Origin of the sequence: Janthinobacterium rivuli (genome assembly GCF_009208735.1) — a bacterium.
Lineage (GTDB): Bacteria > Pseudomonadota > Gammaproteobacteria > Burkholderiales > Burkholderiaceae_D > Janthinobacterium.
Window position 1 is genome coordinate 187,885 of the sequence record NZ_WFLJ01000009.1, and the last position, 15,810, is coordinate 203,694.

Here is a 15,810-nt window from a genome sequence, read left to right on the forward strand (position 1 = left end):
AGCGCCTGCGCGGGGAACATTGCGTTCCGCTGGGCGCAAAAAAGGGCGCAAGATGTGCGCCCTTAGTTGATCACAACTGCTGGAAGCGGGTGGCCTTAGACGGCGACGACAGCGTCTTCCTCGGAGTTGTCTGGCAGATGCTTGATCGCCTCTTTACCGTGCCCTTGCACTTTGGTTTTGTATTTCATCACTTGCCTGTCCAGCTTGTCGATCAGGGTATCGATGGCGGCATACAGGTCGTGCGCCAAGCTTTCTACATAGACAGTTTTGCCACTCAGGCGCAGGTTGACTTCGGCCTTTTGACGTTTTTCTTTCTCTTTGAGGTTATCCACGGTCAGAATCACGGCGATATCGATGACTTGATCGAAATGACGTTTCACGCGCTCCAGTTTCGTTTGTACGTATTCACGGATGGCTGGTGTCACTTCGAGATGATGTCCGCTGATGGTGAGATTCATACACACTCCTAAAGATGATCGGGTTCGTGCGGTCCATCGTATCCGGCCCGCAGAGGAACCGAAAAAAACTTACAAACACTTACGCAGGCTCACTGGCGGAATTTTCAATGCTTCCCGGTATTTGGCAACAGTACGTCGCGCAATCACCATGCCTTGTTCCCCCAGCATGTCCGCAATCTTACTGTCGGATAAAGGATTTTTAGGGTCTTCTGCTCCTGTCAGTTGCACGATCAATGCCCGTATCGCCGTCGATGACGCTTCGCCCCCCGCTTCGGTGGCGACGTGGCTACCAAAGAAATATTTCAACTCGAACATGCCGTGCGGGGTCAGCATGTACTTTTGAGTTGTTACCCGCGAGATAGTACTCTCGTGTAAACCCAGTGTATCAGCTATTTCACGGAGCACAAGGGGGCGCATGGCAACGGCCCCATGCGAGAAAAAGTTCTTTTGTCTTTCTACTATCGCCTGCGCCACGCGCAGGATCGTGTCGAAGCGCTGGCGCATGTTCTTGATCAGCCACTTGGCTTCCTGCAACTGTGCACCCATGGCGCCCTCGCCCTTGCCCTGCTTGAGCAGGTTGGCGTACATGGCGTTGACGCGCAGGCGCGGCATGACGTCGTTGTTCAGGGTGACTTGCCAGCCATTGCGCGCGCGCTTGACGACGACGTCAGGCACCACGTAATCGGACACGTCCGAGGCGAACACGGCACCCGGATGCGGATTGCACTGACGAATCACCGTCTGCGCCTCGCGCAAGTCTTCATCGTCGCAATCGAGGGCTTTTTTCAGCTTGTTGAAGTCGCGCTGGGCAAACCAGGCCAGGTGCTTTTCCACGATGACGAGGGCCATGCGCCGCGTCACCATGGCAACATGCGGCAAGCGCTTGATTTGCAGGGCCAGGCATTCGGACGCATTGCGCGCGCCCACGCCGGGCGGATCGAAACTTTGCAGCAGCGACAAGGCCGTGCGCATCTCGTCGGCGTCGATTTCCAGCTCTTCCGGCAGGCGCGCCAGGATCTCGTCGAGCGACTCTTCCAGGTAGCCATTGTCGTCGAGCGCGTCGATGATCAGCTCGACCAGCGCGCGGTCGCGCAATTCGAGCACCGTCACGCGCATCTGCTCCATCAGGTGCTCGCGCAGGGTGCAGTGATGGGCCTCCAGCTGCGGGCGCGAATCTTCGTCGTCGGGCGCCTTGCCCCGGCTCGCCTCGCTCCAGTCGCTGTCGCCGCCATCCGCGGCGGCCGGGCTGTCAGCGGCCTCGCCGTCAAACGCCTCCGCTTCGGCGGGCGCCGCGGGCGCCTCCTGGCCTGGCGGCTGGGGCGGCGCTTCGGCCGGCGCGGCCGTGGAACTCAAGGCCCCGTCGGACAGCAGGCGCAACGAACGGTCGAGCGGATCGTCGAGGCGTTCGAGCAAGGGATTATCCGTCAGCAATTGCTCCAACTCCTGGTGCAATTCCAGGGTAGACAGTTGCAACAGGCGTATCGATTGCTGCAACTGCGGCGTCAGTGCCAGGTGCTGCGAAGTGCGCAGCTGCAATGATTGTTTCATTGGCTTACATGCGGAAGTGTTCGCCCAGATAGACCCGGCGTACCGACTCGTTCGCGATGATGTCGTCGGGGCGTCCCGACGCCAGTACCGAGCCCTGGTTGATGATGTAGGCACGGTCGCAAATACCCAGCGTCTCGCGCACATTATGGTCGGTGATCAGCACGCCGATATTGCGCTCCTTCAAGAAGCGCACGATGCGCTGGATCTCGATCACGGCGATCGGATCGACGCCGGCGAACGGTTCGTCGAGCAACACGAAGCGGGGATCGGTGGCCAGCGCGCGGGCGATTTCCACGCGGCGCCGCTCGCCGCCGGACAGCGACAGGGCCTGGTTCTCGCGCAGCTTTTCAATCTGCAAGTCGGCCAGCAGTTTATCCAGGCGCTCCTCGATCTCGGCCTTCTTCAACGGTCGGCCTTCGACGGTCTGGATTTCCAGCACGGCGCGGATATTGTCTTCCACCGTCAGCTTGCGGAAGACGGACGCTTCCTGCGGCAGGTAGGACAGGCCCATCTGCGCGCGGCGGTGGATCGGCAGGCTGGAGATGTCCACGCCACTGATGTCGATGCTGCCGCCGTCCGACGGCACCAGGCCGACGATCATGTAGAACGAGGTGGTCTTGCCGGCGCCGTTCGGGCCCAGCAGCCCCACCACTTCGCCGCATTCGACTTGCAGCGAGACATCATGCACGACTTGGCGCTTGCCGTAGGTTTTTTGCAGCCCGCGAACGATCAGGGTGCTGCCGCAACGAGTATTGTCCATTATTTCTTTCCTGGCGCAGGCGTGGCCGGCGCTTTCTCCGCCGCCGGTGACTTGGTCTTCGGCTGGATCACCATACGCACGCTGCCGCCATCGGCGGTGCTGGTGCCGCTATCGGAATTTTCCATCGCAAACACTTCCTTGCGGCTGTCATACGAGATGAAGGCGCCATTGGCCACGTCGGTCACTTTCGTGCCTTCCAGGCGCGTCAGCTTGGCTTTGGAAAACAGTTTCACCACCTCCGTCTTGTTGTCGTATTCCACGCGCTCCGCTTCGCCTTCGACCCACAGGTCGCCCGCGCCATCGCGCTTCTGGCGGAAGGTGGCCAGCTTGCCGGGATCGGCCCAGAAGGTAATGAACTGGTAGCCTTGCGGGTCTTCCGTGATCAGGGCCCGGCCCGCCTTCATGGTCAGGGTGCCCTTGACCAGCACGACGTCGCCCGTCAGGGTACGCACCTGCTTGACGTCGTCGACATGGCCGCTGCGCGCCGTGATGACGGCTTCCTTCTCGGAATCGGCTTTCTCGGCATGCGCCACGCCTGTCATGGCCAGAGAAAATACGGTCAACAGCAAGATGTTCTTCATAGTATGGTTTCCTTGTTTCATTCTGTCATTTTGCCGCCGCGGCCGGGCGCGGTTTCGGCGGGAGGACCATGCGCAGCGCATTCTGCACTTCCACCACGCCGGTGGCGTTATTGGCCTTCATGCCGATGCCGTTGATGCGCGAGGCGCCCGTCAGGATATCGACAGGCACGTCCGTTTCCATTCTTTCCTCGTCCGGGAACACCGTCAACGCTTCCGTCCTGACCGTCAGGTTCTGCGCCTTCGGACTGGCCACGCGGTCGATCACGACCTTGCGGTGCAATTGCAGCCGGGTATTGTCCTGGTCGATATGCGCCAGTTCCGCATTCATGTTCAACGGCGGCATGCCGGGCGTGAGCTTGCGCACGAAAGGCTGGTCGATATCGGACGAATCGTCCAGCGGATAATGCGTGAGCTTGGTGCCCGAGACGATATAGCTGGGTTTACCCGTCAAATCCATGCGCACCATGCTGAAATTGGTGATGAAATAGTCGGGCTCATCCAGATGCTTGCTGGCCGTGATGTCCTGGCTGTTCTTGTTCATCACCTCGAGCAGCCAAAAGCTGCCCAGCGCGACGACAACCGCGCCCAGCACGGTAAAAATCATGCGCCAGCGATGGGCGCCTCCTGGCTTACGCATAGGGCTTCACTCTTTCAAAGGTCACTGGCGAGGCGGCGCGCCTCACTCCAGGAACGGCGCCATGACGCGCGCATAGTTGTCCTGGGCGCGCAGCAGGAATTCGCAGATCTCGCGCACCGCGCCGCGGCCGCCGCCGGCCTGCGTCACATGGTGCGCCAGGCCCTGCGCCTCCGGACGCCCGCCCGGCACGCTGACGGCAAAGCCGACGCGTTTCAGGATGGGCGCGTCAATGACGTCGTCGCCGATATAGCCGCATTGCTCTTCCGTCAAGCCCGTCAGCGCCAACAGTTCGCGAAACGGCGTCAGCTTGTCGTGGCCGCCCTGGTGCACATGGGTAATGCCCAGGTCTTGCGCGCGGCGCGCCGTGATCGCCGAGCGGCGCGCGCTGATGATGGCCGTCTGCACGCCCGATTCCTGCAGCAGCTTGATGCCCAGGCCATCATACACATTAAACGTTTTCATCATCTCGCCGTCGGGGCCGAAATGCAGGCTGCCGTCGGTGAGCACGCCATCGACGTCAAAGATCATCAGTTTGACCTTGGCCGCGCGCGCCAGGTTGTCCGCCACGCTGTCCATCAGATCACCTTCGCTTGCGTCAGATCATGGATATGCAGCGCGCCCACCAGCTTGCCGTCGCCATCGACGACCAGCATCTGGTTGATGCGGTACTGCTCCATCACGGCCACGGCGTCGACGGCCAGGCGTTCGGGCGCGATGCTGCGCGGCTGCGCATGCATGACGTCGCGGATCGCCACTTGCGTGAAATCCTGCACGCGCTCGAACATGCGGCGCAAATCGCCATCCGTAAACACGCCCACGGGACGGTCGTCCGCGTCGACGACGGCCGTCATGCCCATGCCCTTCTTCGTCATTTCTTCCAGCGCCTGCAGCAGCGAGGCGTCCACTGGCACCTTCGGCACCCGTTCGCCGCTGCGCATGACGTCATGCACGTGGGTGAGCAGGCGGCGGCCCAGGGCGCCGCCCGGATGCGAACGGGCGAAATCTTCTTCCTTGAAGCCGCGCAGGTCGAGCAAGGCCACAGCGATCGCGTCGCCCAGGGCCAGGGTCACGGTGGTGCTGGCCGTAGGCGCCAGGTTCAGCGGACAGGCTTCTTTCTCAACAGAAATATCCAGATGCACATCGGCCAACTGGGCCAGGCTGGAGTTCGGTTTACCCGTCATGGAAATCAGTACGCCGCCCATGCGCTTGACGACGGGCATGATAGCCATCAGTTCCGACGATTCGCCCGAGTACGAGATGGCGATAAACGCATCGTCCGAGGTGACCATGCCCAGGTCGCCATGGGCCGCTTCGGCCGGATGCACGAACAGGGCCGGCGTGCCGGTGGAAGCGAGGGTGGCGGCAATCTTGCGCGCGATATGGCCGGACTTGCCGATGCCCGAGACGACGACACGCCCTTTGCATTGCAGCAACATCGCCACGGCACGGCCCACGCTGTCGTCCGTGGCCAGGCGCGCGTGCAGGGCATTGATGGCGTCGGACTCGATCTGCAAGGTGGTGCGGGCCAGCGCGACAGCGCGCTCGGTCGTCGCTTGCATGTCAATTCGATCAAAAGCTTTCAGCATTGTTTTTTCATGGGTTACACTCATGCCCAAAGTATAAACGAATTAGGAAAGCAAAAAACTTGCCAGTCACAACAAACAACGATTTCCATTGACCGTACCGGGCAACCCATGTTTTCCTCGCTTGAACTGACCCTGATGTTACTCGGCAGCGCCGTGCTGGGCGTGGTCGCTTTCAGAATGTTGCATTTGCCGCCCATGCTGGGCTACCTGGCCGTCGGCATCGTCATCGGCCCCCACGCGCTGGGCCTGGCGGCGGAAAACGAGGCCAGCCACACCCTGGCCGAGTTCGGCGTCGTCTTCCTGATGTTTTCCATCGGGCTCGAATTTTCTCTTCCCAAATTCCTCGCCATGCGGCGCATCGTCTTCGGCCTTGGCATGGCGCAGGTGGTCACGACCATCATCGCCACCGTCGTCTTCGGCTGGTTCGTTGCCCGTTATCTGTCCGCCTACATCCACCTGAGCTGGCAAGCCGCGTTCGCCCTGGGCGGCGCGCTGGCCATGTCGTCGACGGCCATCGTCTCCAAGATGCTCACGGAACGGCTGGAACTGGAAAGCGAACACGGCCGCAAGATCATCGGCATCCTGCTGTTCCAGGACCTGGCCGTCGTGCCCCTGCTGATCCTCATTCCCGCCCTCACGCGCGATTCGGACAACCTGGCCGAAACCCTGGCCTGGGCCGGCGGCAAGGCCCTGGTCGTGCTGATCCTGCTGCTGTTCATCGGCCAGAAGATGGTGCGCGGCTGGCTGACCATCGTCGCCAAGCGCCGCTCGCAGGAATTGTTCATGCTCAACCTGCTGCTGATCACGCTGGGCGCGGCCTGGATCACGGAACGGGCAGGATTGTCGCTGGCCCTGGGCGCGTTTGTTGCCGGCATGCTCATTTCCGAGACGGAATTCAAGCACCAGGTGGAAGAGGATATCAAGCCCTTCCGCGACGTGCTGCTGGGCCTGTTCTTCATCACCGTCGGCATGCTGCTCAATATCCGCGTGGTGCTCGACAACTGGTGGCTGGTGCTGCTGCTGCTGTGCGGCCCCGTGCTGCTGAAATTCGCCCTGATCGCGGGCCTGGCGCGGCTGTTCGGGTCCAGCAACGGCGTGGCCCTGCGCACGGGGCTGGGACTGGCGCAGGCGGGCGAGTTCGGCTTCGTGCTGCTGAACCTGGCCGGCGGCATCAAGCTGATGGACCCGTTCGTCGTGCAGGTGGTGCTGGCGGCCATGGTGCTGTCGATGCTGGTGGCGCCCTTCCTCATCGCCAAGTCCGACGCCATCGTCATGAAACTGGCGGCCAACGACTGGATGATGCAATCGCTGGCGCTGACCAAGATCGCCACGCGCACCATGGCGTCGCAGAAACACGTGCTGATCGCCGGTTTCGGCCGCAGCGGGCAAAGCCTGGCCACCCTGCTGGCGGAAGAAAAGATCGAATACCACGCGCTGGACCTGGACCCGGAGCGGGTGCAGGAAGCGCAGCTGGCCGGCGCCCACGTGTCATATGGCGACGCGGGGCGGCGCGAAAGCCTGGTGGCGGCCGGCATCTATCGGGCCAGCGCCGTGGTGATCACCTACGCCAACACGCCTTCGGCACTGAAGTTATTGCATTTACTCAAAGAAATGGCGCCCACCTTGCCCGTCATCGTGCGCAGCCACGACGATAGCGACCTCGACCAGTTGAAGCAGGCGGGTGCCGCCGAAGTGGTGCCGGAATTGATGGAAGGCAGCCTGATGCTCGCTTCGCACGCGCTGATCATGATGGGCGTGCCCCTGCGGCGCGTGGTGCACCGGGTGCAGGCGGCGCGCGAGGAACGCTATGCATCGTTGCGCGGCTATTTCCACGGTTCCAGCGACGCGGACGACGACGCCGAGCTGGAACGCCTGCATACGGTCACCGTCAGCGAGGGCGCGCACTGCGTGGACTTGCCCTTGAGTGCGATCGACGTGGCCGGCTGCGGCGCGTTCGTGACGGCCATCCGCCGTGGCCGCGACCGCCTCGAGGTCAGCCCCGAGACGCAGCTGGCCAGCGGCGACGTGGTGGTGCTGCGCGGCACGGCCGACGCCGTGGCCAAGGCGGAAACCTTGCTGTTGAAATAATTACTCGGCCTGCGCCTGCCAGCTGACGACCTTGTTGCGGCCGTCGGCCTTGGCCTGGTACAGGGCCTGGTCGGCGTGCGCCACCAGTTGCTGCGCCACCGTTTCGATCGGCAGCAAGGCCGCGCCCGCTTCCAGGCTGGCCACGCCGATCGACACGCTGACCCACGCTTGCGCGCTGCCCGGCAAATCGAACATGGTGCCGGCGATGCTGGCGCGGATGCGTTCGGCAACGAAGGTCGCGCTGTCGAGGTCGGCGTCGATCAGCAGCACGACGAATTCCTCGCCGCCGAAGCGGCCCAGCGCATCGGAGCGGCGCAATTCCGTGCGGATGCGCGTGGCCACTTCGCGCAGCACTTCATCGCCGCCCTGGTGGCCATAGGTGTCATTGACCAGCTTGAAATGGTCGATGTCGATATACATGCACGAAATGCAATAATTCTGGCGCCGCGCGCGGGCGATTTCTTCCAGCAGCCGGCGGTCGATATAGCGGCGGTTGTAGACGCCCGTCAGGGAATCGGTCAAGCCGATGTATTTCAGCATTTCATTGCTGATCACGTTTTCCAGGCAAATGGCGATGATGGACGCCATATGCTTGATGAAATCCGTGCCCAGCGCGGGCGTAAAGCGCGTCACGTCGCCGCTGGCCAGGTTCAGGCTGCCAATCAGGCGCTTGTTGCGCAGCAAGGGCACCAGCGCCACGCTGCGCAGGGGAACGTCGATCTGCGGAAAACGCGGGCCATGCAGGGCCGCATCGAAGGCCCCCAGCAGCGGCAACGGCGGCAAGGCCGCTTCCCCCTCGGCCACGGGCGCCGGCGGTGCAAACCCCAGCTCCGCCACGGCATGCACGAACAGCAACTGCGGAAAGGCGCTGAAATCGACGCCCAGCTTTTCCATCACCAGCACGATATCGTCATCCTCGTCGAGCAGGCTCAAGGTGACGCCGTCGAGGTCGGAAATCACGGGCAGGGTGCGGAAGATGGTGCCGATCAGTTCGGGAAACGTGGACGCGCCGACGATTTCCAGGTCGAACGCCTGGTGGCGGCACATGATGTCGTGGTTGCGCTCGACCTGTTCCAACAAGAAAGCCATGCGCGCGCGCAAAGCCTGGTTTTCGGCTTCGAGGCTGGCAATGCGCGGGTCCGGCGGTATTGCTTGATTCATAGAAACCTTAAACCCTTCTGTGCGGGCGCCATGCTTAAAATGCCAGTTCGAAACCGATATCCTGCCCCACCACGATACGCTCGTCGCCGCCTTCGGTGACGATGGCGTTCATGCCGAAGCAGATGGCGCCGTCGAGCTCGGGCTTGGCGCGATAGCCATGCATGACATCGAGCGGATCCGGTCCGGGCACGCCCGTGGCCTGGTCCACCGACGGGATCGGGCAGCGCGAGCACGGCTTGACGGGTTTTAACACGGTGGCGCCAAATTGCAGGAAGTCGGCGTAATCTTCCTCGAAGGCGCCGATGTCGCCGACCACGAGGTTGGGCCGGAAACGGTTCATCGGCAGCGCTTCACGGCCGGCGGCGCGCAGCTTGTCATTGACATCGTCCAGCGAGGCGCTGCCGGCGATCAGCACGGGGTAGCCATCGGCAAACATGGCCGAGGCGGCCACGCCATCGGTCCAGGTGGTGCTGGTGGCGCGCACCACGTCCGGGTGAAAGCGTACCAGGCGGCACGGCACGCCGATGGCGTTGGAAAACCAGGTGGCCGTGACGTCGTCGCAATCGTAGGCGCGCACGCTATCGTCCCACACTTGCACGTCCAGCATGGGCGCCAGTTGCGGATGGGGCAAGCCCAGCTCGATTTCCAGGCGCAGCATGCCCGGCGCGCGCAATTCCAGGGTGGTGGCCTTGATGGACGGCACGATCAGCGCCATGCGCGGATGTTCGCGCTGGGTCAGGAAGCGGCCGTGCTCGTCCACCACCATCCATTCGCGGTCGAACACGTGCTCGCTCATCAGCCCTGAACGCGTCAGGACCGCCTCGCGCAGGTGGACGCCGGCGCAGGATTTGATGGGGTACAGAATGATGTCGGACAGGATAGCCATGGGCCGGGGCAGTATTGCAACTTCTGCCAGGAAATTATTCAGAAACGCAGTATGGCAGCAAAGCGGGCGAGCGTAAATCGGCCAGGCTCAGCCAATGAGGCTGGCCTGGCGCGGCAGTGATCAATACGTGTAGAAAATACGCTGGATTTCTTGCGTGCTATTCGTCTTGGTCAAGGCCAGCATCAGCAGAATGCGGGCTTTTTGCGGGTTCAGGGTGTCGGACACGACACTGTCGAGTTCATCGTCGTTGGCCTCGCCATTGCGCGCCACGATGCCCTGGCCGACGCGGCTCGAACGCACGATCAGCACGCCCTTCTGGCGCGCTTCCACCAGGGCCGGCTTCATTTGCGCGGCCACGCTGCCATCGCCCACGCCCGCGTGAATGATGCCCTTGGCGCCGGCGGCAATGAAGGCGTCCATGCCGACGCGGTTCATGTTGGCGTAGCCATACACGATATCGACTTGCGGCAGGGCGTCGAGCTTGCTGATGTCAAATTCCGATTCCAGTGTGTGCTTGCGCGTCGACTGGCGGTAAAAGAAGGCCTTGCTGCCCTGGATGTAGCCGAGCATGCCCAGTTCCGGCGACTTGAAGGTGTCGGTCGTCGAGGTATTCGTCTTGGTCACTTCGCGCGCGGCGTTGATCTGGTCGTTCAAGGCCACCAGCACGCCCTTGCCCACGGCTTCCTTGCTGCCGGCCAGCATCACGGCGTTGTACAGGTTGATCGGGCCGTCAGCCGAGATGGCCGTCGACGGACGCATGGCGCCCACCACCACCACCGGCTTGTGGCTTTTCACGGTCAGGTTCAGGAAATACGCCGTTTCCTCGATGGTGTCGGTGCCGTGCGTGACGACCACGCCATCGACATCGTTCGAGGCCAGCAGCACGTTGATGCGCTTGGCCAGGGCCAGCCAGTGGCTATTGCCCATGCTTTCGCTGGCGATCTGGAACACTTGCTCGCCTTTCACATTGGCCACTTTTTTCAGTTCCGGCACGGCGGCGATCAGGCGCTCGACGCCCACGGTGGCCGAGGTATAGCCAACGGTGGTGGTGCTGTCGGCGCCGCTGCCGGCGATCGTGCCGCCCGTGGCCAGTATCACCACATTCGGCAATTTGACGGCCGCTTGCTGCGCGCGCGCGGGGGAAGCGGCGATAAAGCCCATCAGCAAGGTAGCCAGCATCAGCTGTGCACAAGAATGAAATTTGCGTGAAAACATGGTGCTCCCGTGAGGTGTACTGTCAAAAATAACAAAGTCGTGTGCAAATTATATGTCATCCATGCCGGCGCAAAACCCGAATTCATGCGTATCGCGCAAACGTGCGCGCCTGCCGATGCGCTAGAGTGGCGCCATGCCCACACTACGCCCCTTCCGCGCTTGCCTCATCCTGCCGCTCGTCCTGATGGCGCTGAGCGCCTGCTCGACGCAAATCGAACTGCGCACGGCGGCGCAGCTGGAACAGTTCGCGCGGGAGGCCGCCAGCCAGGGCGACTGGGAGCGGGCCATGCGCAACTACGCGGCCGCGGCCGACAATGCGGAACTCGGTCACGGCGATGCTGCCTGGCAAGCCCGTTTGCACTACCAGGCGGGACGCGCCGCCAGCGCCGCCTGCCGCACCGACGCGGCCGCATTTCATTTCCGCCAGGCCAACGCGCTGGGAAAGAAACCGGACACATTGACGGACCTGGAATCGCTGCCAGTCGGCAAGCCTTGCGGAGTCCAGCCATGAACATCGCACGCACCTTGCTGGCCGCCGGCTCCCTCTTCGCCGCCATGGCGCCGGCACTTGCCGCAGAGCCAGCCTTGCCCTTATGGGAAACGGGCGTGTTCGGCGGCATGGCCGTCACGCCCGCCTATCCGGGCGCCAGCGAACGCTCGACGCGCAACCTGGCCCTGCCCTATCTGATTTATCGCGGCAAAGTCTTGCGCGCCGACCGCTCCGGCGTGGGCGCGCGCCTGCTCGACACGGACCGTCTCGACCTCGATATCGGTTTCGCCCTGTCCTTGCCGGCCCGCTCCAGCGACGTGCCGGCCCGGCGCGGCATGCCGGATCTGGGCACCCTGGTGGAGTTTGGCCCGCGCCTGAAAATCAAGCTGGCCGAGCCGACGCCGCACAGCCGCCTGGGGCTGGAACTGCCTTTGCGCGCCGTCATCGAAGCGCGCGGCGGCCTGCGCCGTCAGGGCGCCACGTTCGAGCCGCGCCTCGTGTACGCGCTGCACGACGAGCAGCAGGCATGGCAAGTCGATGCCAGCGTCGGCGCCGTATTCGGCAATGCCGCCATCAACGATTACTTGTATGGCGTCAACCCCGCGTTTGCCACCGCTGAGCGCCCCGCGTATGCGGCAAAAAGCGGGCTGATGCTCACGCGGCTGGGCCTGGGCGGCTCCTACCGGCTGCAGCGGGACTGGCGCGCCTTCGCGTTTTTGCGCTACGACAACTACGCAGGCGCCGCCAACCGCGCCAGCCCCCTGTTGCGCCAGAACAGCGGCACCTCGGCCGGCATCGGCCTGATGTGGACGTGGCAACGTTCAAGCAGCCTGGCGCGCGGCCCGGACGACTAGCCAGCTTAAAACGCCGTCGTGGCCGACAGCATGACCGTGCGCGGCGCGCCCAGGCCCAGGCTGGTCCATTGCGGCAGCGCCCAGTACGCCCTGTTGCCGACGTTCGTCACGCTGGCGCGCACGGTCAGGGGCCGGCCCGCCGCCTTCGTCGCATAGCGGGCGCCCAGGTCCAACACGGTACGGCCCGGCACGGACATCGAATTGTCGGCATTGATGTATTGCTTCGAGGCCGCCGTCGCATTCGCCGTCAGGGTCACGCCGGGGATGGCCGGCGTATCCCATTCGACGCCCAGCTTGGCTTGCAGCCTGGGCACGCCCGTTGCCTGCTTGCCCTGGTTGGCGCCGCCCACCGTCTTGCTCAAGACCGGATCGACATACGCCACGCCGCCCATCAGGCGCACGTCGCGCAGGAGTGAACCGAAGAAGCCCCAGTCGATGCCGCGGTTGCGCTGTTCGCCGCCAAAGGAAAAGATATTGCTGACCGGGTCCACGTAGCTGCTCGGCCGCCTGATTTCATACACGCTGACCGTCTGCGCGAACTCGCCCAGGTCGACCTTGACGCCCAGCTCCGCCTGCTTCGACTTGTACGGTGCAAAGACCTCGCCAGAGTTGGCCGCCGTCAACGGCGCCGTGGCGCCCTGGCTCAAGCCTTCGATGTAGTTGCCGTACAGGGAGATCGTCTTGCTCGCCTTGACCAGCAAGGCGGCGGCGGGCGTGGTGGCACCTTCATCGTAACGGGACGTGCGCGCGCCCGTCTTGATGTTGAAGGTATCGCTGAGCACTTCCTGGCGGCGCAAGCCCACCGTCAGTTGCACGGTGTCTTGCGCAAAGGACAGCGTGTCGACCAGGCCGACACTGGCCAGGCGCAGTTCCGCCTTGGAAATTTGCGGCGCCTCGAAACGCGTCGCCGGTCCCCAGACGGGGTGGTAGATGTTCGTGATCCAGTCCTGCGCCAGGGTATTCCTGCGCCCATACTGCTTGTCCGTGTGGTGATAATAGGTGGCGTTGACGGCCCATTGGTGGCCGATATCGCCCGTGCGCAGCTTGCCGCGCAAGCCCGCTTCCGCCGACCGCTTTTCCACGTCAAAACCCAGGTCGGCAAGATTGGTGCGGTAGTCGCCGGCCGTGTTGAATACCTGGACCAGATAGGCGCCCGTCGACTGATAATCGGCCCGGCTGGCGCCCACGGCCGCATACGCCATCAGCTGCTCGTTCAGGTCCAGTTCGCCGCGCAGCATGGCGCCCCTGTCCTTGGTGTCGTAGAACGCCCAGCTGGGATTGAGCAGGGTTTGCGCTTTCGGCGGACGCGGCACGGGCAAGCCGGGGGCCAGGTTGACGCCCCGGTTCAAGCCATCGGCGCGGTCCTCGCTGTGGTACAGGTCGGCGGACAGGCGCGCGCCATTGCCACGCCAGTCCAGCCCCACGGAGACGAGCCGGGTCTTCTTTTTCTGGTGCTCGATGGCGCCGTCGCCATCGCGGTAGACGCCGTTGACGCGGACGCCGAATTGTTGATTCTCGCCAAAGCGCTGGCCCAGGTCCACATGGCCGCCCCATTGAGAGTCCGACATGTACGACGCCGTCACGCGCGCCAGCGGCGCATCGCCCGCGCGCTTGGGCACGAGGTTGATGCTGCCGCCCACGGAGCCGCCCGGTGGCATGCCATTGAGCAAAGCCGACGGCCCTTTCAGCACCTCGATGCGCTCGAACATTTCGGGCGAAGTGCGGTAATACGGCGAGATGCCGTACAGGCCGCCAAACGCGACGTCGCCGATATTCGAGCTGAAACCCCGTATCGCATAATTCTCGCCGATGATGCCCGTCATGCCGCTGCTGAAGACGGTAGGGTCGGCGGCGGAAATCACGTCGGTGATGTCGCGCGCCTGGCGGTCTTCGATGAATCTGTCCGTATAGCTGATGGTGTTGAAGGGCGTTTCCATGAAGTCCTTGTCACCCAGGAACCCCACGCGGCCGCCGGACGCCACTTGTCCGCCTGCGTAGGCCTCCGTCACGGCGTTGCCCTTGCCCCACACCGTGACGGCCGGCATGGTGGCGGCGGCTTCGGCGGCGGCGCTGTGCACCGGCTCGCGGCGCAGCGTGTAGCTGCCATTGCCCTCGCGCACGGCTTGCAAGCCATGACCGCGCAGCAATTCGTAAAAGCCTTCGGGCACGCTGTAGCTGCCGGACAGGCCGGCGCTGTTCTTGCCTTGCAGCAGGCTAGCCTCGACCGTCAATTCGACGCCCGCCGCCGCCGCGAACGTGTTGAGCGCCAGGCCCAGCGTACCGGCCGGCACGCTGAACGCTTGCCGGGCCTGGCCCGCCCCCGCTTGCGCGTACGCCGGCGGGGCCGCCACGCCCAGCGCCCCTGCGGTCAAACCCGTGATGAGCGCCAGTTGCACGGCGGTGGCGATACGGTTCAATGTGAAGGCGGGAAGGCGGCGCGTTGTCATGCGTTGTGTCATACGGTAAATCCTTTCAGATGGATGATTGCTTGTTCTCACCCTATCTCCCGAACGAACAGGAAAATTCCTCAATGCAAATACGACTCATTACAAAAAATAATGCACATCACTGATAGCCCTTGAGCACGTCGTCGATCACCCGTTGCAGCGACGTCACGCTGCCCGCCGTGATGTACCAGGCGTCCGCATCGACGAAGACCACGCGGCCGTTCTTCCAGGCATTGGTCTGGCGTAACAGCGGATTGGCCATCTGTTCGGCCGTCATGACGGGACGGTGTTCCATCACGGCCGTGCGGTCCACCACATAAATGATGTCGGGATTGGCTTGCTGGATGAATTCGCTGGAAATGGGCTGGCCATGCAAGCCCGCTTCGATGGCCGAGCTGGCAGGCTTCACGCCCAGCGCATCGAAAACAAAACCGTAGCGCGACTGCACGCCGAACGAACTGAAGGCGCCGTTGTTGTGCAGCACGATCAGCGCCTTCTCGGGACGGTCCCGCGTCACCTTGCGCGCGTCCGCCACCCTGGCGTCCAGTTCCTGCGCTTTGCGGCTGGCGACGTCTTCCTTGCCGAAGATGCGTCCCAGGGTCAGCAAGTGTTGCTTGACCACCTCGATGTGCTTGCTCTCGCTGTTCTGGTAATCCACGTCGAAATGCACCGTGGGCGCGATCTGGCTCAGTTCCTGGTAATGGTTGGCCTGGATCGAGGTCATCAGTATCAGGTCGGGCTGGAGCGCGTGGACGCGTTCGAGATTCGGCTGCACGATGGCGCCCAGGTCGCCGATGCCCTGGTCATCCTTGTAGCGCGTGAGGAAATGCGGCACATAATCCTTCACCATGCCGGCCACGGGCACACCCAGCTGGTCGAGGAAATCGACTTCATTCATGTCGAGCACGGCCACCCTCTGCGGACGATGCTTGAGCACCGTCGTGCCCAGCTTGTGCACGATGGTGATGGGAGAAAATGCCTGCTCCGACGATGGCACGGCGGGCGCTGGCGGCGCCGTCGTCTTGTCCGTGCAGCTTTGCAGGGCGGCCATGGCGACGAGCAGCGCGGCGATTGCCAGACGGGGTTGGTTCCAGATCAT

At 63.3% G+C, this 15,810-nt stretch carries 15 protein-coding genes; 3 read left to right on the forward strand and 12 right to left on the reverse strand.

Features of this window, described 5'->3' with window-relative positions:
* Window positions 1–95 precede the first annotated feature (95 nt).
* From hpf to GCN78_RS14055, 7 genes are all read right to left on the reverse strand, one after another.
* On the reverse strand, window positions 96–458 hold the full coding sequence (gene hpf / locus GCN78_RS14025) for a ribosome hibernation-promoting factor, HPF/YfiA family (protein ID WP_035824124.1): 363 nt from the start codon (window positions 456–458) through the stop codon (window positions 96–98).
* 69 nt (window positions 459–527) lie between these two features.
* On the reverse strand, window positions 528–2,006 hold the full coding sequence (locus GCN78_RS14030) for an RNA polymerase factor sigma-54 (RefSeq protein WP_152252261.1): 1,479 nt from the start codon (window positions 2,004–2,006) through the stop codon (window positions 528–530).
* 4 nt (window positions 2,007–2,010) lie between these two features.
* Window positions 2,011–2,766, reverse strand: a complete 756-nt coding sequence (gene lptB / locus GCN78_RS14035; RefSeq protein WP_034753325.1) for an LPS export ABC transporter ATP-binding protein — start codon at window positions 2,764–2,766, stop codon at window positions 2,011–2,013.
* Complete coding sequence (lptA, locus tag GCN78_RS14040; protein ID WP_152252262.1) at window positions 2,766–3,347, reverse strand: lipopolysaccharide transport periplasmic protein LptA; 582 nt, start codon at window positions 3,345–3,347, stop codon at window positions 2,766–2,768. Before lptA ends, lptB begins: the two co-directional genes overlap by 1 nt.
* A gap of 25 nt (window positions 3,348–3,372) precedes the next feature.
* Window positions 3,373–3,984: an LPS export ABC transporter periplasmic protein LptC gene (gene lptC, locus GCN78_RS14045; protein ID WP_226939637.1), complete on the reverse strand. Its 612-nt coding sequence runs from the start codon at window positions 3,982–3,984 to the stop codon at window positions 3,373–3,375.
* A 42-nt stretch (window positions 3,985–4,026) separates the two neighbouring features.
* Complete coding sequence (locus tag GCN78_RS14050) at window positions 4,027–4,560, reverse strand: KdsC family phosphatase (RefSeq protein WP_077398943.1); 534 nt, start codon at window positions 4,558–4,560, stop codon at window positions 4,027–4,029.
* Entirely contained in the window at window positions 4,560–5,594 is a 1,035-nt protein-coding gene (locus GCN78_RS14055) for a KpsF/GutQ family sugar-phosphate isomerase (RefSeq protein ID WP_413465208.1), read from the reverse strand. The genes GCN78_RS14050 and GCN78_RS14055 overlap by 1 nt, the downstream gene beginning before the upstream one ends.
* Before the next feature lie 84 nt (window positions 5,595–5,678).
* Between GCN78_RS14055 and GCN78_RS14060 the strand changes: the two genes are divergently transcribed.
* Window positions 5,679–7,658, forward strand: a complete 1,980-nt coding sequence (locus tag GCN78_RS14060) for a monovalent cation:proton antiporter family protein (RefSeq protein WP_152252264.1) — start codon at window positions 5,679–5,681, stop codon at window positions 7,656–7,658.
* Here the strand turns inward: GCN78_RS14060 and GCN78_RS14065 are convergent, their stop codons facing one another.
* The 3 genes from GCN78_RS14065 to GCN78_RS14075 form a co-directional block, all read right to left on the reverse strand.
* Entirely contained in the window at window positions 7,659–8,819 is a 1,161-nt protein-coding gene (locus GCN78_RS14065; protein WP_152252265.1) for a GGDEF domain-containing protein, read from the reverse strand.
* Window positions 8,820–8,853: 34 nt separating this feature from the next.
* On the reverse strand, window positions 8,854–9,705 hold the full coding sequence (locus GCN78_RS14070; protein ID WP_152252266.1) for an MOSC domain-containing protein: 852 nt from the start codon (window positions 9,703–9,705) through the stop codon (window positions 8,854–8,856).
* 120 nt (window positions 9,706–9,825) lie between these two features.
* Window positions 9,826–10,920: a type II asparaginase gene (locus GCN78_RS14075; RefSeq protein WP_152252267.1), complete on the reverse strand. Its 1,095-nt coding sequence runs from the start codon at window positions 10,918–10,920 to the stop codon at window positions 9,826–9,828.
* Between the two features lie 133 nt (window positions 10,921–11,053).
* Between GCN78_RS14075 and GCN78_RS14080 the strand changes: the two genes are divergently transcribed.
* Complete coding sequence (locus GCN78_RS14080; protein WP_152252268.1) at window positions 11,054–11,431, forward strand: hypothetical protein; 378 nt, start codon at window positions 11,054–11,056, stop codon at window positions 11,429–11,431.
* Window positions 11,428–12,264: a MipA/OmpV family protein gene (locus GCN78_RS14085; RefSeq protein ID WP_152252269.1), complete on the forward strand. Its 837-nt coding sequence runs from the start codon at window positions 11,428–11,430 to the stop codon at window positions 12,262–12,264. Before GCN78_RS14080 ends, GCN78_RS14085 begins: the two co-directional genes overlap by 4 nt.
* A 5-nt stretch (window positions 12,265–12,269) precedes the next feature.
* On the opposite strand, the gene GCN78_RS14090 is transcribed toward GCN78_RS14085, so the two are convergent.
* Window positions 12,270–14,723 (reverse strand): TonB-dependent receptor, encoded by a 2,454-nt coding sequence (locus tag GCN78_RS14090; RefSeq protein WP_152252270.1) that lies wholly within the window; start codon window positions 14,721–14,723, stop codon window positions 12,270–12,272.
* A 106-nt stretch (window positions 14,724–14,829) separates the two neighbouring features.
* Window positions 14,830–15,810 carry a siderophore ABC transporter substrate-binding protein gene (locus GCN78_RS14095; protein WP_152252271.1) on the reverse strand — a complete coding sequence of 327 codons (981 nt, stop codon included), beginning with the start codon at window positions 15,808–15,810 and terminating at the stop codon, window positions 14,830–14,832.